At 46.0% G+C, this 18,581-nt stretch carries 19 protein-coding genes; 14 read left to right on the forward strand and 5 right to left on the reverse strand.

What is annotated here, in order from left to right:
* On the reverse strand, positions 1-984 hold the full coding sequence (locus KNO85_RS01780) for a metallophosphoesterase family protein (RefSeq protein ID WP_214786402.1): 984 nt from the start codon (positions 982-984) through the stop codon (positions 1-3).
* A gap of 119 nt (positions 985-1,103) precedes the next feature.
* Between KNO85_RS01780 and KNO85_RS01785 the strand changes: the two genes are divergently transcribed.
* Complete coding sequence (locus KNO85_RS01785) at positions 1,104-1,718, forward strand: flavodoxin family protein (RefSeq protein WP_214786403.1); 615 nt, start codon at positions 1,104-1,106, stop codon at positions 1,716-1,718.
* A gap of 273 nt (positions 1,719-1,991) precedes the next feature.
* Here the strand turns inward: KNO85_RS01785 and KNO85_RS01790 are convergent, their stop codons facing one another.
* Genes KNO85_RS01790 through KNO85_RS01800 form a run of 3 tightly spaced genes read right to left on the reverse strand, consistent with a single transcriptional unit; the run spans position 1,992 to position 3,686 of the window.
* Positions 1,992-2,501 (reverse strand): DUF1643 domain-containing protein, encoded by a 510-nt coding sequence (locus KNO85_RS01790; protein WP_214786404.1) that lies wholly within the window; start codon positions 2,499-2,501, stop codon positions 1,992-1,994.
* Between the two features lie 30 nt (positions 2,502-2,531).
* Positions 2,532-3,413 carry a phosphogluconate dehydrogenase (NAD(+)-dependent, decarboxylating) gene (gene gnd / locus KNO85_RS01795; RefSeq protein ID WP_214786405.1) on the reverse strand — a complete coding sequence of 294 codons (882 nt, stop codon included), beginning with the start codon at positions 3,411-3,413 and terminating at the stop codon, positions 2,532-2,534.
* A gap of 60 nt (positions 3,414-3,473) precedes the next feature.
* Positions 3,474-3,686 (reverse strand): hypothetical protein, encoded by a 213-nt coding sequence (locus tag KNO85_RS01800; protein ID WP_214786407.1) that lies wholly within the window; start codon positions 3,684-3,686, stop codon positions 3,474-3,476.
* Between the two features lie 414 nt (positions 3,687-4,100).
* Here KNO85_RS01800 and KNO85_RS01805 point away from each other — a divergent pair, with 414 nt between their 5' ends.
* From KNO85_RS01805 to KNO85_RS01825, 5 genes are all read left to right on the forward strand, one after another.
* Positions 4,101-5,057 carry an LCP family glycopolymer transferase gene (locus tag KNO85_RS01805; protein ID WP_214786408.1) on the forward strand — a complete coding sequence of 319 codons (957 nt, stop codon included), beginning with the start codon at positions 4,101-4,103 and terminating at the stop codon, positions 5,055-5,057.
* A 72-nt stretch (positions 5,058-5,129) separates the two neighbouring features.
* Positions 5,130-5,975 carry a YihY/virulence factor BrkB family protein gene (locus KNO85_RS01810; RefSeq protein ID WP_214786410.1) on the forward strand — a complete coding sequence of 282 codons (846 nt, stop codon included), beginning with the start codon at positions 5,130-5,132 and terminating at the stop codon, positions 5,973-5,975.
* A gap of 104 nt (positions 5,976-6,079) precedes the next feature.
* Complete coding sequence (locus KNO85_RS01815; RefSeq protein WP_214786412.1) at positions 6,080-7,003, forward strand: LCP family glycopolymer transferase; 924 nt, start codon at positions 6,080-6,082, stop codon at positions 7,001-7,003.
* A gap of 84 nt (positions 7,004-7,087) precedes the next feature.
* Positions 7,088-8,278 carry an alpha-amylase family glycosyl hydrolase gene (locus KNO85_RS01820; protein ID WP_214786415.1) on the forward strand — a complete coding sequence of 397 codons (1,191 nt, stop codon included), beginning with the start codon at positions 7,088-7,090 and terminating at the stop codon, positions 8,276-8,278.
* 125 nt (positions 8,279-8,403) lie between these two features.
* Positions 8,404-8,742, forward strand: a complete 339-nt coding sequence (locus tag KNO85_RS01825) for a hypothetical protein (RefSeq protein WP_214786417.1) — start codon at positions 8,404-8,406, stop codon at positions 8,740-8,742.
* A gap of 142 nt (positions 8,743-8,884) precedes the next feature.
* Here the strand turns inward: KNO85_RS01825 and KNO85_RS01830 are convergent, their stop codons facing one another.
* The gene (locus KNO85_RS01830) at positions 8,885-10,120 is read right to left on the reverse strand and encodes a hypothetical protein (protein ID WP_214786419.1); all 1,236 of its coding nucleotides are present in this window, start codon (positions 10,118-10,120) and stop codon (positions 8,885-8,887) included.
* 195 nt (positions 10,121-10,315) lie between these two features.
* Here KNO85_RS01830 and KNO85_RS01835 point away from each other — a divergent pair, with 195 nt between their 5' ends.
* From KNO85_RS01835 to KNO85_RS01870, 8 genes are all read left to right on the forward strand, one after another.
* Entirely contained in the window at positions 10,316-11,038 is a 723-nt protein-coding gene (locus tag KNO85_RS01835) for a YveK family protein (RefSeq protein WP_214786421.1), read from the forward strand.
* Positions 11,031-11,747, forward strand: coding sequence for a CpsD/CapB family tyrosine-protein kinase (locus KNO85_RS01840; protein ID WP_214786423.1), 717 nt, complete (start codon positions 11,031-11,033; stop codon positions 11,745-11,747). Before KNO85_RS01835 ends, KNO85_RS01840 begins: the two co-directional genes overlap by 8 nt.
* Before the next feature lie 15 nt (positions 11,748-11,762).
* Positions 11,763-12,530 carry a tyrosine-protein phosphatase gene (locus KNO85_RS01845; protein WP_214786425.1) on the forward strand — a complete coding sequence of 256 codons (768 nt, stop codon included), beginning with the start codon at positions 11,763-11,765 and terminating at the stop codon, positions 12,528-12,530.
* A 280-nt stretch (positions 12,531-12,810) separates the two neighbouring features.
* On the forward strand, positions 12,811-14,643 hold the full coding sequence (locus tag KNO85_RS01850) for a polysaccharide biosynthesis protein (RefSeq protein WP_214789767.1): 1,833 nt from the start codon (positions 12,811-12,813) through the stop codon (positions 14,641-14,643).
* Positions 14,644-14,660: 17 nt separating this feature from the next.
* Positions 14,661-15,293 (forward strand): sugar transferase, encoded by a 633-nt coding sequence (locus KNO85_RS01855; protein WP_214786427.1) that lies wholly within the window; start codon positions 14,661-14,663, stop codon positions 15,291-15,293.
* Positions 15,290-16,162: an NAD-dependent epimerase/dehydratase family protein gene (locus tag KNO85_RS01860; protein ID WP_214786430.1), complete on the forward strand. Its 873-nt coding sequence runs from the start codon at positions 15,290-15,292 to the stop codon at positions 16,160-16,162. Before KNO85_RS01855 ends, KNO85_RS01860 begins: the two co-directional genes overlap by 4 nt.
* Positions 16,155-17,246, forward strand: coding sequence for a glycosyltransferase family 4 protein (locus KNO85_RS01865; RefSeq protein ID WP_214786432.1), 1,092 nt, complete (start codon positions 16,155-16,157; stop codon positions 17,244-17,246). Before KNO85_RS01860 ends, KNO85_RS01865 begins: the two co-directional genes overlap by 8 nt.
* Positions 17,243-18,580, forward strand: a complete 1,338-nt coding sequence (locus KNO85_RS01870; RefSeq protein WP_214786434.1) for a nucleotide sugar dehydrogenase — start codon at positions 17,243-17,245, stop codon at positions 18,578-18,580. Before KNO85_RS01865 ends, KNO85_RS01870 begins: the two co-directional genes overlap by 4 nt.
* Position 18,581 lies beyond the last annotated feature (1 nt).

Raw genomic sequence — 18,581 nt, forward strand, 5'->3', positions numbered from 1 at the left:
TCACTGTGTTCGGGCAGTCGCTTTATAGCTACGTTGAACGAACGATTCGAATAGAGACGAATCTTCTAATAAACGTCGACCACTCATACACATCCGGCGCGGCCGCAGCTTCGCATGACTCGGCGTGACGAAATAGTCGTCAGGATACGTGTGAAGCAGGTGACGAATCAGGCTTTGAATCGTATCATAGTCATCCGGAATCCATTCTTTCTTCATGGAGGGAATGTTATCAAGCGTGAGTCGAATGTGGTCACCGTTTCGAATGAACGGATTCACACAGACGCGTCTCGTTTGAGCTCCTTGAAACACATGAAACGTGTGCGTGACAGTGTCACCCTCAATCGAACCGATGACATACCCGGTTTCCCAAGCCTTGCCGCAACCGTCCCATACCGAAAATAAGTGTCCAGGATACACGATGGTCGTATTCAATCGCTCAATCACGTCGTACCGATGATGATCTCCGAGTGCGACATATGCGAACGAATGACGTTGAAGACGTGAGGTTGAAAAGGCACCGACACGCCCATGACTGAGTAATAGATTCGGATGTGTCGCATCGAGCGGGGGGATTCGTTCAAGTGCTTCAGTCAGACCGATTTGGTTCGACGTGCAACTGATACCATAAATCCCAATCCCGAGTTTCGGCTCGAATCGATACGCTGGTTCTACAAAACAGTGGACATGAGGAATCGTCTCCCATAATTCTTTGTCACGATGGCGATTGACGTCATGTTCACCGAAGACGATATAGACGGACGCACCGAGAGCCGTCCATTCTTCTAAATAGGGAATAAGGTCATCCGAATCACTCACTTCGATGTCGCCGGCGATCAGAAATGCAGCAATATCGTGCTCACGAATGACCGAGGCGAGTTGTTGGAGTTTTTCGCGCTGAATGTCAAAGCTCTTTCGTTCTGCATGAATCGCATCCCCTGTATGCCGAGCGTGATGGAGGTCGGCAATGTGTAGAAAGTTTGGCATATACATCAACTCCTCGACCAAAGAATTCTGCTTCACATGAACGAAATCCTTTGAATGGTATTAAGAAGCGGAATGAACGGGAACACGTAACTGTTGAAGATTATTCAAGGAGGGGTTCCATGAAAGCTCTATTTTTGAATTGTACGCTGAAGGATGGCGACACGACGTCGCATACGGAAGGGTTAATCCGAGATATTTTACCGCATTTTGATGCGCTCCAGGTCGATTCGGAGATTGTTCGAATCGTCGACTACAACATCGCGTTCGGGGTCACAGAAGATGAAGGGGACGGGGATGAATGGCCACAGATTTTCGAGAAAGTGAAAGGGGCAGACATCGTCGTCATCGGGACGCCACTCTGGCTCGGGGAGAAGAGTAGTGTTGCGACGCAAGTGGTCGAACGGTTATACGGGGGCAGCGGCTTGACGAACAAGTCAGGCCAAGCCATCTACTACAACAAAGTCGGCGGGGTCGTCGTCACCGGGAATGAGGACGGGGCAAAACATGCATGTGCCGGCATTTTATATGCCTTGTCCCACATCGGTTTCACCGTGCCGCCAAACGTCGATACGTATTGGGTCGGAGAGGCGGGACCAGGCGACTCGTATATCGACGCCGGGCGCGAAAATGCGTTCACGAAGTCTCACGGAAAGACGATGGCATATAACCTCGTCCATTTCGCGAGAATGCTGAGAGCACATCCGATCCCGGCAGAAGGCAATACGATGGAATGACGACAGTAGCGATGAGGATCGCTACTTTTTTTGTGCCAGGCACGCAATGGTGAAAATCCACTCCCCTTTTGGTTAAAATTGGATTTCATGGACAGTAAAAGAAATTATAATGTAGAGAGAAGTCACATGAATAAAAATTTCGAGAGGGATGATGAAATGCAGAGTAGGTCGAGTCTAAAGCGAATAATGAAAACAACGATGAACTACCGACAATCCGCTTATGAACAAACAAACCCTGCTCAATCACATCATTGTGACCAGGCAGGGTTTTCTTCATAGCTGATACGGCACTGGAATCAAACTTTTTGATAAATACAACGGATGTCGCGGATAGTTGCCGGTAGTGGTCACTTTAAGACAATGAGGCGACTGATGTTGGACGAGCTGGTAGACGTCCTGCATTCGGGACTGTGCAGTCGGGGTAGTAATGGCATCCCCCCAAGCTAAAATGACGGCGGCGGAATGGTCTGCCGCAAAACGAATATACGAATCGTTATCTGGACCGATTGGGTCATTCACCTGATCAAGCGACTTCACATCCGGGGCAATCATGGCGTACAAATTGACGACTTTCAATCCATCAAACCCCCACAGTTTTGCATAGTGGATGCAGCGTCTGAGTGTCGGTTCGGTCTGTGTGACGTCACCGATACTCGGATGAAACAGGATGAACGTAATGAAGTGACCGCCGGGGCTCCAATTGCATTCGAACAAATAACGGTACTGATTCGTCTCGTCGATGGTTATTTTGACGTGATAGTTCGCATTCCATGATGGTGTCATGATGCTTCCTCTTTTCTAAGATGTCGTTCATCATTTTTTCTCGACTGCGTGTCCACCAAACTCATTTCTTAGTGCGGCGACGACCTTACCGGAGAATGTGTCATCTTGGAGCGAACGTTGACGCATCATGAGCGAGAGAGCGATGACCGGTGTCGGCACATCATATTCGAGCGCCGTCTCGACCGTCCACTTCCCTTCGCCGGACGCATGCATGACCCCACGGATGTCATCGAGCTTCGCATCTTTCGAGAAGGCGCTCTCCGTCAGTTCCATGAGCCACGAGCGGATGACCGAGCCATGGTTCCAGACACGGGCGACGTCCTCATACTCATAGTCGAACAGGCTCTTCTCGAGCACTTCAAACCCTTCGGCAATCGCTTGCATCATGCCGTATTCAATCCCGTTATGGACCATCTTCAGGAAGTGACCACTCCCACTCGGTCCGGCATACAAATAACCGTGATCCGTCGAAATGTCTTGGAACAACTGCTCAATCTTTCCGAACGCTTCCATGTCCCCGCCAATCATCGTACATGCCCCGTTCCGGGCTCCATCCATGCCGCCACTCGTCCCGACGTCAAAGAAGTAAATCAATTTTTCTTTAAAGTGGTCGGCTCGGCGCATCGACTCTTTATAGTTCGAGTTACCCCCGTCGATGACGATGTCCCCGGGTGAGAGAGCGTCATACAAGTCATTCAACACATGTTCGGTCACTTCTCCTGCCGGTACCATCACCCAGACGACTCGCGGCGCCTTCAGTGCCTCGACGACATCTTCAAGTGACGCTTTCGTTTCAAACTGACTTGTTGAGACGTTCCCTGGGTCGTACCCATATACGCGATGTCCATTATCCGTCAAGTTGAGGGCCAGATTCAGTCCCATCTTTCCAAGTCCGATCATGCCGATTTCCATTTATTCCACCCCATTCATCAGATTTGTTCTCCTAATAGGGTTACCCGAAACAATCGAGGTTCAAAAGAGCGGTTTGATTGGATCGACACGATAAGCGAGAATCTGTGATACTGGAAGCGATTCGCCGTCTGACAGTGTAATTTCCCCGGTCATTGGATGCAAGGATTGGAGTGTACGTTCAAACGTTTTGTGTGCATTATATTCGGAACTGCCATATACGATAAACTCACAAGATTGGTCTTGCTCTAAAAAGCATGTCACGATGAATTGCATCGATTAATCCCCTTATGTATGAAATGAGTTACTCTTCTATACATATTTTACAAAAAATGAAACAAACGTACCATTATGTTTTCTGAAAATAAGGAAAAGGAACTATAAAAAATGACAAACTGTCAAAATTCTTTCAATATTGGCATAAAAAATCGGGATATCTTTTGAAATCGCGACCAATGGCTTAGTACCGTTGTATGAAGCAAAACTACTTCCTAAAAAAGCTTATGTTATGATAGACAACAACTTGCTAAACTTTCAAAAAGCCTTGTCGATACTAGCGATGTGAGCAATCAACATCGCAAGAGAAGTATTTACCTCTTTTATAAAAAAGCGGAAAAGTCTGTCGATTCAGAGTGATAAAATGAAACCTGTGTCAATTACGGTCAATTGGGGATAGAAAGGTGCTATGTCATGGAAGAGCAAAAGCCAAAGAAGAGAGTCAAGAAACGTCGTCGTAAAGTGTCGCCTGCGAAGCGTATCGCCATCATCGCAGGTGCTGTCATCGGAGTGTTCCTGCTCATCGGAGCCGGGATGGCCTACTATTTATATAATCAAGTTGATACAACGGTCGACCGTTTGAACGAATCGGCCGGTCTCAGTCCCGATCGGATGAACCAGCAGACGATCTCAGACAAGAAGCCGGTATCGGTGTTACTCCTCGGGGTCGACCGTCGTGCGGACGAGCAAGGACGTAGCGACTCGATTATCGTCATGACGCTCAATCCGAACTCGGATGAGAGCGCGATGCTCAGCATCCCGCGTGATACGAAGACGGAGATCGTCGGCAAAGGAACGATGGACAAAATCAACCACGCCTACGCGTTCGGCGGAGCCGAGATGGCGATGGATACGGTCGAGAACTTCCTCGGCATCCCGATCGATTACGTCGCGGAAGTCGACATGAAAGGTTTCCAGGACGCTGTCAACTTATTCGGCGGCGTCGACGTGACGAACAAGTTCGCCTTCACGTCGGGTGAGTATACGTTCGAACCGGGAACGGTCAACCTCGATGGTGCAGAGGCACTCGCTTACACGCGGATGCGTTATGATGACCCGAACGGAGACTTTGGTCGCCAGGAACGCCAACGTGACGTCATCACGGCACTTGTCGACAAAGGGACGGACAGCTTCTCGATTGCACGTTTCAACAACATGCTCGACGTCCTCGGCAACAACGCCAAGACGAACGTGACGTTCAAAGACATTCGGACGCTCTCGAGCGACTACATGACGGCTTTCAAAAACCAAAGCGTCCTTCGCCTTGAGGGTAGCGGTGGCAAAGAAAGTGACGGCATCTACTATTGGAACCCAGACGAGGCATCACTCGACGAAGTAAAGTCGTACCTCGGACAATTGATGGAACAATGACAGCGGCACTCGATTCGGATGAATCGGGTGCTTTCGTTTGTGGCATAATGAAAAGAAAAAGGAGTGACGGCCGTGCTCGATCGACTGACCCGACTCGCCATCGATGTGAGACATCGCTTCAAGGACCACCATATCAATGACTATAGCGCCACGCTCGCTTTCTTCTGGTTTCTCGCCATCTTCCCGACGTTCTTCGTCCTGTTCGCCGTCATGTCATGGTTCAAGATCGACCAGGCACTCTTGATCGAGCAGATCGAGACACTTGTCCCGGGATCGAGCGTGCGCGACATGCTGTCGATTGTCTATGACGTCAGTGGCAACTTGAATAGCGGACTCGTGTCAGTCAGTGCTATCATCGCCTTTTGGTCCGCATCGAACGGGACGGCCCGTCTCGTCAAACTGACCGTCTTCGCCTACGGGGAGACCGAGGCGCGCGGATACGTGTGGCGTCGGCTGATTGGCTTGATGACGATTCTTGCCGGTAGTATCGGGGCTGTGATCCTCATCGTGTTCCACGTCTTCAGTCAAGAGTTCCTCGACTTGTTGTATGCCTTTTATCCGCCCGTCGAGGAGTTCGATCGATTGTCGACCGTGACACGGTACACCGTCTCGACAATCATCTTAATCGTCGCGTTCTCGTTTTTCTATAAGATTGCCCCGCAGCAGCGTGTCCGGTTTATCGAGACACTTCCTGGGGCCATCTTTGCCGTCATCTCCTGGCAACTGTTGTCGACCGGCTACAGCATTTACGTCGAGCGCTTCTCGATCCTTGGGGACACGTACGGCACGATCGGTGTCGTCATTTTGCTTCAAATCTGGCTTTATTTGACGGCGGCGACGATGCTCATCGGGGCAGAAATCAATGCTGCTTGGCCATATCATATGCATCGGACAAAAATGAAGACACATTTCCCATAATAACTGGAAAGAAATGATTAGCATTTTTTGGAGACATGCTATAATCCAATGTAGAGTCTGGGAAAAGATATACTAACTGAACTTACGAAAGAAGGTGGCCCGATATGGCGAAACATCAGAAGAAATCACGGTGGAAACTCATCCTTGGCATCACAGCGGGCGTACTGACACTCATACTTGTCGCAGGCGGTCTGTTCGTCTGGTCGATGGTCGACGAGGTCAATGACACGGTGACGAAAGTGAACGACAACTTACAGATCAGCCCGGAACGAAAACAAGTCGAGACGATTGAAGAGAAGCGTTCGGTGTCTGTACTTCTGCTCGGGATTGATCGACGCGGGACTGAACAGGGACGAAGCGACTCGATCATCGTCCTGACACTGAACCCTGACACGAATGAAGGGGCGATGCTCAGCATCCCGCGTGACACGAAGACGGAGATTGTCGGTCGCGGGTACCGCGATAAGATCAACCATGCCTATGCATTCGGCGGTGCCGAGATGGCGATGGACACGGTCGAGAACTTTTTAGATATCCCGATTGATTATGTCGTCGAGGCAGACATGGAAGCATTCACAGAAGTTGTCGACGCGCTCGGCGGGGTCACCGTCATGAACAAGTTCGCGTTCAGCTCAGACAACTATACGTTCCCTGTCGGTGAAGTGACGCTCGATGGACAGAAGGCGCTCGCCTATACACGGATGCGCTATGATGACCCGAATGGGGACTTCGGCCGCCAAGAACGGCAACGGGAAGTCGTCGCGGCCATCATCGAGAAGGGACGCTCGGACTTCTCGCTAGACAAGGTGACGAATCTGTTAGACGTTGTTGGCAACCGGGCGAAGACGAATATCGAGTTCAACGAGCTCGTGACACTGTCGACGGACTACATGGGTGCGTTCCGCAACGCGAGCACGCTCCGCATCGAAGGCGGCGGTGGACTCGAGTCGGACGGCGTCTATTATTGGAACCCGGACCCGGCGTCACTCGAGGGGATCCAGACCGAATTGAAACGTTTGATGGAATGAGTCGTCCGATCAGGGCGGCTTTTTTTGTTTTGAAATCGGTGAGAAGTGAAAAAAGGTAGAGAGATAGTAGAAGGAGGGAATCGTATGGACTGGCAACAGATTGAACCGATTATTATGAAATGGACGACGCATTCACAAGAGGCGTGGCAGCGTCTGTTCGATAAATGGGAGAGTCACACGTGGCATGACCACGAGGCACCGAGCGAGAAGACGAACGTCCTACTTATCGATGCGAGTCTCGTCACGACAGAAGGAAAACCGGACATGGGAGCGCTTCATGACGTCCTAGCCAAGCATGTGGCGGGTACGATCAGCGACTTGCATCTCGTCTCACTATTTCCGTACATCGGACGGCAGACGGACACGGCGGTCGACCCGCGCATCCGATTGTACGAGGACCTTGGTGAATTGAGCGACGACTTTCAGCTCATGTATGAACTCGCCCCGGTTGCCTATAACGCGGAGCAATTCGACCTACTCGCCGAGACAGACGCACTCATCGAGCGTCTCGCTTACGGGGCGACGAAAATTCGCGTCCATGCCCAGTCGTTCCGCGGGATGACGAAAGAACAAGTGAGGGACGTGCTCCAGCTTTGGCATACGGTCTTACATCACTATAAGCCGAACGGTCAGCTCATTCTCGCGGAAGACGGGCTCGATGAGGCGAAGAGTTATATCGAAGTGGTCGACGCGGTTTGTCATTTCGATTTGGCGAGTCATGTGACGCTCGCACTCGCGCAAGGAGAGGCGACGCGTTTAACGGAGTGGGCACGGAAGATTGCGGCACCGCCAGAAGGGAAGACGTACTTCCATTTCTTGTCGAGCGCCGAACGCGACCCGTTCGAGAAGAATCTGTTGGAGTCTCACGAACCGATGCTCCTCGCCGCCCACAGCATCCTGTTCTCGCTACAAGGGATTCCGTCCGTCGACTATCGGACGCTCTTTGGCGTCACCGGTCCGACCGATCATGACGAACTCGTCCATGGATTGAAGAAAGAAGAGACGCGATTGAATCGCTTCTCAAGGATCATGGGGCAATTGAATGTGAAGCGCGCGGAACCGCCCTTGTCCCCATATGCCACGCAGCAAATCTTGGACGTCGACAAGCACGTCTTTGCCGTCGAACGTCAACTAGACGGACGGACGGTGCGTCTCTATACGAACGTGAGCGACAAGGAAGTCGGATTGGATATTCAAGGAATGAGTTTATTCACAGGAGAACCGATTGACGGGATAAAACTCGCTCCATATGAATATGTATGGGTTCGTTTATAGGACTTTTGAATTAAAAATCGGTTTCGATTAATAGGTTTATTGACTCATATGATGGATAGGTGGAAAATGGAATAGTAGGAAGGCTTTACACATCAAGAATTAGTCATAAAAGGAGCAAATTTCCATTGGATTCATCTTTTTATCTTATGATGTTTCGATTAACAATGCAGTCGTTTACGTACTGGATGGTCGCGATTTTATTCCTGTCTTGGGGCGCATACCTCATCTTTTACTTATTGGACCGAGAGCGTGCGAACGTGTATCGGACGTGGTGGCGGATTAGTTTCTATTCGGTCTTCCTCGGTCTCACGGTACTTGGATATGTGTGGGAGAAATTCATGATTGCGGATGTATGGAAGTTCATTGGCATCGCCTTGCTCGTGGGGGGCATCGACTTCGGGCTGATGTCACGAAAAGGAAAAACGCATCAAAAAAATCAGCTGACGGAAGAACAATCGTTCTAACGTCAGCTGATTTTTTTAGTTATATCTGTTCGGGTTTTTCGACTGCCAGTTCCAAGCGTCACGGCACATGTCACGAATGTCATGCTTCGCTTCAAAGCCAAGCAGAGATTGAACGCCTCGACTCTAGTCGTCAAAAACACCTTTAATTGTCTAGTTTGGTCACACGTACACGTGTCGACTCATTTTCTTTCACAAAGAGGCGGAGCGAATAGTTTTGACTTTCATAGACGACACCGTCCTCAATCTCGTACGTTGGTTCTCCAAGTTTGAGGAACATTTCTTTCGTTTGGATCGTACTTGGCCAGTCAATCGCTTCGACCCGTCCGTTTTGGATGGTGAAGAAGATACCATTATAAATCAAATATTCGTTCAAGTCATCTGAGTCCAAGCCATACGGTTCCCCGACGACCTCGACGAGCTGATCTCTCGTCATCTCTAGGTAAGCTTCTGCTGGTTCGTATAAATATACTTGGTCAACACCGACCGTTAGCCATTTCAATAAATCTGGGTCACTAATTGAGAGTCCTGACCATTCCGTGACGACTTCATCTCGTGACACCCAACCGGTCAAATTATTGACCCCTAGATCAAGAAAGAGGGCGTCGTCACGTTCTTCAAGGACATCGTAACGGTCCCCGATGTCGGCGACATACACAACGTCTTCGCTGTTCGGCTCACTGAGGAGCGGGGTATGTTTGACGCCAATCCATACTTCTTCAAGTACCTTCGTTTCGGCGACTGGTTCAGGTTCTGGTGTGGCAGGCTCTTTCGTGACAGTCGGTGTCGATGACGGTTCGAATAGGTCTGAAATCATAGGATAGGCTACATACCCACCGACAGATAAAAGGATGATTGCAAGTAACCCAATCAACCAGCCACGACTTTTCTTTTTAAGGGGTCGAGCAGGTTTAATCTCACGATGTGATTTCATACGTTCCGTACGTGAGGGAATCGTCGACTCTGGGACGTAACGTGGTTTCGTCGGTGTCGGATCAATGGGTGTCTCGGCTTCCGATTCTACCTTTTCCTCAGAGGTCATTGCCTTCGGGACGACCGGTTCGACCAAAGGCGGTGGTGTGGGTCCAATCGTTTGCGGCATGACAACCTCGGATTGGAGCATCTCGCTCTTCTCTAGCAAAGCGACGTAATAGGTCAAAAGGTCTAGATCCGTCTTTCCTTCTTTCAGCCAATTTGAAAAGTCTGTAGCTGACTTCTCTTCGACGGAGAGTGAATCGTTTGTCTCTCCGGTCAGTTCATGATAAGAGGCGGCAAGTGATTTGCCGGCTGCTAAGTTTTTCTCAATACGTTGCTGGACGACGTCTCGCGTTTGTCGGTCGAGTTTGGCGTACAGCTGGAGTAGGCGCTCACTTACATGCACTAGGGGTCTCCTCCTTTGTTAAGTTCTTCCTTTCAAAGTTTAGCAGATTTACATGTCAAAAAACCCATTTTTTTAAAAACGGGTCATCAACCGATGAAAATTTTGCTATACTGTTCTGGTATTGTCATTTTAAATATTATCTGCGGGAATTTTCCAGCAGTGAATTTATTGGAACAAAGGAGAGAAGGACAGAATATGAACGAAGAAACGATTTCCCTTGGAGAATTGTTCTCCATCTTGAAGCGGAGCAAATGGCTCATCGCAAGTTTAACCATCCTCGCAGCACTCATTGCCTTTTTAGTGAGCTCATTTGTGATCAGCCCGACGTATGAGGCGTCGACGCAAGTGCTCGTCGCACCGAAAGAATCACAGAACAACATGATCGACAGCAGTCAAATCCAATCGTCGGTCACACTCGTCAACACATATCGTGTCATCATTCAAAGTCCAGCCATCCTTGAACAAGTCCAAGAAAATGTCGTCGGGGCACCTGACAACATCAGTAACTTGATCACCGTGAACAGTGAACAAAACTCACAAGTCATCAACATCGCTGTCCAACATACGAGCCCGGTCATCGCAACGGATATCGCGAATGAAATCAGCCGTGTTTTCTCAAAAGAAGTACCTGAACTCATGAGCGTCGATAACGTCAAGGTACTGTCGGACGCGAACGTGCCGATGTTCCCGGTCAAACCGAACATTCTATTGAATACAGCAATTGCAGCAGTTCTCGGGATGATGATTGGGATCGCCATCGCCTTCCTTAAAGTCGTTCTCGACCGTCGCATTAAGACGGAACAAGATGTCGAGACGATTCTCGAACTTCCGGTACTCGGCTCAATCCCGGTCATCGACCGTGTCGAAATGAAAAAGCAACGTCAAGCGAATGTGAAGGGGGAAGAGGTCCGTGTTTAAGTTTGGGAAGAAGAAATCAAAACATGTTCAGTATGATAAGACAGGCCGCGACTTGATCACGGTTCATAAACCAAAGTCACCAATCTCAGAGCAATATCGGACGATCCGGACGAACCTCGAGTTCACCGCCGTCGATGACGAATTGCAGACAGTAGCCATCACATCATCATCGTCAGGTGAAGGAAAGTCAACGACAGCATCAAATTTGGCAGTCGTCTATGCCCAACAAGGTAAGCGTGTCTTATTGATGGACTGTGACATGCGTCGTCCGACGGCTCACTTTACGTTCCGTCTCTCGAACGGGATCGGGCTCTCGACCGTCCTTGCAAAAAAGACGACGCTTGATAAAGCAATCCATTCGACTCAAGTCGAGAACTTGGAATTGATGGCAGCGGGACCGATTCCGCCGAACCCCTCCGAGTTGCTCTCGTCTAAAATGATGGACCGAACGCTCAATGAATTGAAAGAACATTACGATGTCATCATCTTGGATGCACCACCGATGATGCAAGTTGCGGACACGCGCCTGTTGGCACGTAAAGTGGACGGCGTCGTCCTCGTCGTCGGCTGTGACAAGTCAGATCGTCAGATGGTCGTCAAAGCGAAAGAACAGTTGGTCCTTGCAGACGCCCACATCCTTGGTGTCGTCCTTAACAAGCGCGAACCACAAGGTAGCGACGATTACTACTATTACTACGCGTATGAATAAAAGGAGAATCACGCCATGATTGATATCCATTGTCATCTTCTCCCGGCCGTCGATGATGGTCCGGGAACGGTCGAACAAACAATCGAGATGGCGAAGCGCGCCGTTGAGGAAGGGGTGACCGCAATCGTGGTCACCCCCCACGCGTTTCACCCTCAATTTGAGACGGAAGACTTAAACGTTCAAGAAGCAGCAGCGACACTTCAAAACGTCTTACGCCAAGAAGCCATAAAGCTCGACATCTATCCAGGTCAAGAGATTCGTGTGTTCGGAGATTTGGTACAAGCGTTAGAAGATGGAGAGGCACTCTCGCTAGCAGGATCACGTTACGTCCTCGTCGAGTTTCCAAGTGATACGGTCCCGGCATATGCCGAGCAATTGTTCTTCCGGTTACAGGCAGAAGGCTACACGCCGGTGATTGCCCATCCAGAACGCAATAAAGAACTCGCGACAAACCCGAAACGATTAATGGACTTTGTCTCGTCAGGTGCTTTGTCGCAAGTGACAACGAGTAGTCTGACAGGGGAGTTCGGACAAAACGTGAAAGAGATTGCGTTTGTTTTCTTACGGAATGGTTTGAGCCAACTTGTAGCTTCCGATGCGCATAGCACAGGACGTCGAACGTTCTACTGGGAAGAAGCGAAACAAGTCGTTACAGATGAATTAGGAGCAGGACGTTGGGAGACATTAGTGGAGAATGCAGAAGCGGTAGTGAAAGACGAGTTCGTCTTTGTCGATCCCCCGATTCTTCCGACAAAGAATTGGCGAGGGAAATGGAAGAAGTAATCTCCCTATTTCCACATAAATAATTGACAATTAATGACTTTTATGATTTTTGTCGACACTTGTCGAACGAAAATAGGTTTTAATTCCCTTACCTTGGTTTTTTCATTAGGTCAAAAGTGTTAACCTTAAAATATATTTTAGTAAGGATGTTAAAATCATCCTTTTTTTCTATAATTGACCGAATTAGACAATCATTAAATTTCATAAGGGGGGATTATCGTTGTCGCTACCTGATTTAGGTCGTAAGTCGTTACGTACAGGTGTACTGGTTAGTTTAGATATGTTTGCCATTCTATCCGCCATGTTCATCTCTTATTTTTTCCTGTATCCATTAGAATTTATTCAAAATATCGATCGCAATCATTTTATCGAAACAGCCATTTCGTATAGTGCCATCTTTATCATCATGGCAGGTATCAGTCGGCTTTATCGAGTGGCTTGGCGGTTCGCCAGTATGACGGAAGCAGTTCGTCTAGCGATGACACTCGCATCGAGCACACTCCTGTTATACATACTACAATTCGCTGTATATGGCGAAGCGATGGAGCGCATGTTGTTCTTGAGCTGTTGTCTCTCATTACTCATGCTAGGTGGGATTCGTCTCGGTTCACGAATTTATGTGACATGGAAACAAGATCAGATGTCTATTTTACGTGGACGAAAAATGAAACGCAGAAAAGATGAGAAGCGAACGCTCATCATCGGAGCTGGGCAAGCTGGTCGGATGTTGGTGCGTCAAATGAAATATTCTGATAATCACCGGATGAATCCAATTGGTTTTTTAGATGACAACAAGCACCTTCAAACATTAACGGTGAACGATGTGAAAGTAATTGGTACACTTGGACAACTTGAAGAAGTCGTCGAGAGTGAAGCCATCGATAAAATCGTGTTTTCGATTCCGTCGATGAATTACCAAGAGCGAGTCGCGCTAATTCAACGTGCGAAGAAAGTATGTACGAATGTTCATACGCTTCCGATGATTGAAGAAGTGGCAGCGGGTAGAATCTCTGTCAATCAAATGCGTGAAGTATCAATTGAAGACCTCCTCGGTCGTGAACCGGTCGAGTTAGATATTACAGGTATTCAAGCAGAGGTCGAAGGGAAGACGGTTTTGGTGACAGGTGCTGGTGGATCGATTGGATCCGAAATCTGTCGCCAAATCTTAAAGTTTAACCCGGACCGCTTGTTACTACTTGGTCATGGGGAAAATAGTATTTATCTCATCGAACGCGAGCTACGTGAAGCAAAGATTGAAGCCGAACTGATTCCAGTCATTGCAGATATTCAAGACGTGGAGCGATTAAGAGAAGTGTTTATGACGTATACACCACATCTCGTCTTCCACGCCGCAGCGCATAAGCATGTTCCTTTAATGGAAGCAAACCCGTATGAGGCGGTGAAAAACAACATTTATGGAACAAAAAATGTTGCAGAGATGGCCGATGAATATGGGGCTTCACGCTTCGTCATGATTTCTACGGATAAAGCCGTCAACCCGACGAACGTCATGGGCTCGACGAAACGAATCGCTGAAATGGTTGTTCAACATTTAGCGAAATCGAGTGAAACGAAATATGCGATTGTTCGATTCGGAAATGTACTAGGAAGCCGTGGTTCGGTCATTCCATTATTCAAGTCACAGATTGAAAAAGGTGGTCCAGTGACTGTGACGCATCCAGATATGACACGTTACTTCATGACGATTCCAGAGGCGAGTCGACTCGTCATTCAAGCGGGAACACTCGCAAATGGTGGAGAAGTATTCGTCCTTGATATGGGAGAACCGGTGAAGATTGTCGACTTAGCACGGAATATGATTCAACTGAGTGGCTTCACAGAAGAACAGATTGCGATTCGATTCAGTGGTATTCGTCCTGGTGAAAAGATGTACGAAGAATTGTTGAAGGAGGGCGAAGTCCATCCGGAAGCAGTGTATCCAAAAATCTTCACAGGGATTGTTACCGAAGAGCCTGATTTAGACGGCAAACTTGAAGATATGAATCGGTTGATGACGGACGAAGCGCTTAGCTTATATCTTGTAAACTGGGCGAATGATTGCCTTGACCGATTTGAACACAAGCAAACAGCAGACTATAAAGAAACGGTTTAACTTATGGAGAGTGAACAATGACATACATTGAGCAGAAACGAAAAATTGATTTTATGTTAGCGTTGATTGGTTTAATCGTCTTATCGCCTTTATTTATAGGAATTATGATTGCTATTAAACTCGAATCAAAAGGACCGGTCTTTTTCAAACAGAAACGTGTAGGGATTCGTCAATCTCATTTCAATATTTTAAAGTTCCGTACGATGCGGATTGATACACCGAAAGACACACCGACGCATCTCTTGGCTGATCCAGATCAATATATTACTAAAATCGGTAAGTTTTTACGTAAAACGAGCCTTGATGAGTTGCCACAAATCATCAATATTCTAAAAGGTGAGATGGCAATCATTGGACCACGTCCAGCATTGTGGAATCAGTATGATTTGATCGAAGAACGAGAAAAGTATCAAGCCAACAATGTATTACCAGGTTTGACAGGGTGGGCCCAAATCAACGGGCGGGATGAACTACCAATTGAATATAAAGCTCAACTCGACGGGGAGTACATTAAAAGAATGACGTTTTGGATGGATGTGCAGTGTTTTATTGGAACGATCTTTAGTGTATTGAAAGGCCACGGAGTTGTTGAGGGTGGAACAGGGATGATGAGTAAAGAAATTGCTTCTACAAAAGAGAACGAAAAATGAAAAGAGTACTAATTACGGGACAAAACAGTTACGTCGGGAATTCATTCAAACAATGGATTAATGAACACCATTCATCATCTATTCAAATAGACAGTATCTCTGTTCGTGATGACAGTTGGAACAATATACAGTTTTCAACTTATGATACAGTCCTACATGTCGCTGGAATAGCTCATGTACCCTCTAATGACAATATGAAAGCTCTTTATGAAGATGTGAACACAAAACTCCCTTACAATATTGCTGAAAAAGCAAAACGGGAGGGTGTTAAGCAGTTTATTTTTATGAGCAGCATGATTGTTTTTGGAAATGGCGATATTAATAATCGATTGATTGATGAGTATACTTCACCTAAGCCTATTGATGTTTATGGTGAAAGTAAATTGAATGCAGAAAAATTGTTGAATCAACTAGAAGATTCAAATTTTCACCTTGCAATCATGAGACCGCCAATGGTTTATGGTCCAAATTCAAAAGGCAATTTCCCTATGTTGCTGAAATTTGCAAATAAAGTACCCTTTTTCCCTTCGTATTCTAATGAGCGAAGTATGATTTTTATTGATAATTTAACGGAGTGTCTAACACAAATCATTCTAACTGAATTTTCAGGGGTGGTGCATCCTCAGAACCCTCAGTACATGAATACGAAAGACATCATTAAATGGATTCGTGATTGTCAGAACAAGCCAACACTTTCGGTACATTTTGTAAACCCTTTAATTACTCTTGGTATCAAAAAGAGTAAAACACTTCAAAAAATATTTGGGGATTTTGCTTATAACCAGAAGCTTAGTAAGCTACCTTTTGAATACCAAATTGTAGACTCGCAAGAATCAATAAGACAGGTTGTAGAAAAAACTTATGAATAAAAATGTATTAATTTTAGTCAACCATGAAGTTGTTATTTATAATTTCCGCAAAGAATTAGTAGATAAATTAATTAAAGAAGGTCATCGTGTCACGATTTCATGTCCTACTGGTTCAAAGTTAGAAGAGTTAGCATCTATGGGATGTCATATTATTCAACAACCGATTGATCGCCGTAGTATCAATCCAGTAAAAGATGCCAAACTTTTCTTTGATTATCTAAGAACAATGCTAAAAGTTCAGCCCGACGTTATATTAACATATACGATTAAGCCTAATATTTATGGTGGAATGATTGCCTCCTTACTTAAGATTCCTTTTGTTTCAACAATTACGGGGTTAGGTTCGGCACTCCATAAAGAATCGTTATCCAAAAAGTTAATGATTAGTTTGTATAAAGTTGCATTGAAAAAAGCATCAACAATCTTTGTTCAAAATAAAAGTAATCTCATGTTCTTAATTGAGAACGGATTTAATGAAAGCCAGCTTCAGCTCGTATCAGGTTCTGGAGTCAATCTAAAAGAATTTAAGATGCGACCTTATCCGAGCCTAGAAGCACCGATCCAAATTTTATTTATTGGACGAGTGATGAAAGAAAAAGGTGTATATGAGTTAATCTCTGCTGCTAAATTACTACAGGAAAAGGGACATCAAGTTGAGTTTAAGCTTGCTGGATTTTTAGATGATGGTTTTCAAATGAGCGATGAACACGTACCCGGAAATGTGAAACTAGTCGGTGCAATCAAAGATGTGAGGGAAAGTATTGAATCTTCACATGCCATTATTCTTCCGTCATATCATGAAGGAATGTCGAATGCATTGCTTGAGGCAGCTGCTACAGGAAGACCATTGTTGGCTTCTGACATCCCCGGGTGTAATGAAATTATAGATGATGAGCTAAATGGATACGTTTTTGATGTCAAATCGACTGAAAGTATCGTAGAGAAAACAGAGAAATTTCTCCAACTACCACATGAGCACAAAGTTCTTATGGGACAAGCGTCCCGCAATAAAGTAACGCTTGAATTTGATCGCGAAAAGATTGTCGATACATATTACAAGAGAATAATGGAGGTTTCAAAATGAACACACAAGTTGTACATAAAGACTTATACCAGCAGATTGTAACCAAGCAAGCCAATATATCATTGATTGGACTCGGATATGTAGGAATGCCAATCGCAGTAGCATTTGCAAAAAAAATTAACGTGATTGGTTTCGACATTAGTAGTGAAAAAGTAGAATTGTATAAGAACGGAATTGATCCGACTAAAGAAGTTGGTAATGATGCAATCAAGCAAACCACTGTTGAATTTACTTCTAATGAAGAAGACTTACAAAAAGCAAAATTTCACATAGTCGCAGTACCTACTCCTGTGAATGCGGATCATACTCCTGATCTCCGCCCCATTCAAGGTGCAAGTCGAACACTTGGTAAGAATTTGACTAAAGGATCGATTGTAGTTTACGAGTCAACTGTTTATCCAGGTGTCACTGAAGATATTTGCGTTCCCATTCTTGAAGAAGAATCAGGATTAAAATGTGGTGTTGATTTTAAAGTAGGTTACTCACCTGAGCGAATCAATCCAGGGGATACAGTTCATCGTCTAGAAACAATTATTAAAGTAGTATCAGGTATGGATGAAGAATCATTAGATATCATTGCCAAAGTCTATGAATTAGTTGTAGACGCAGGTGTATATAAAGCAGAATCGATTAAAGTTGCGGAAGCAGCAAAAGTCATTGAAAACTCTCAGCGTGATATCAATATCGCATTCATGAATGAATTGTCGATTATTTTTAATAAGATGAATATTGATACAAAAGCAGTTTTAAAAGCAGCGGGAACGAAATGGAACTTCTTAAACTTCTCTCCAGGTCTCGTGGGTGGACACTGTATTGGTGTAGATCCGTATTATCTCACTTACAAAGCTGAGCAATTGGGATATCGTTCTCAAATCATTTTGTCTGGTCGTCGAATTAACGATGATATGGGCAAATACGTTGTTGAGAATCTGATCAAAAACTTGATTAAAGCTAATGTCCCTGTTGCAGATGCAAAAGTTGCGATTTTAGGATTTACATTCAAAGAAGATTGCCCGGATACACGAAATACCCGGGTAATCGACATTGTAGAAGAATTAAAAGAATATGGAATTACTCCTGTAATTGCAGATCCAGTAGCAGACGCTGAAGAAGCACACCATGAATATGGAATCATTTTCGATTCAATGGAAGATGTTCAAGATATGGATGCTGTCATCTTGGCAGTCGCACATAAAGAATTCATGGAACTATCTAACGAAAAAATTTCGAAATGGTTCAATCCTACAAATCAAAAGAAAGTACTTCTTGATATTAAAGGTGTGCTCAATCGACAAGATTATGAAACTAAAGAATATAAATACTGGAGACTTTAAG

This window comes from Exiguobacterium sp. s124, from assembly GCF_018617485.1.
GTDB lineage: Bacteria > Bacillota > Bacilli > Exiguobacteriales > Exiguobacteriaceae > Exiguobacterium > Exiguobacterium aestuarii.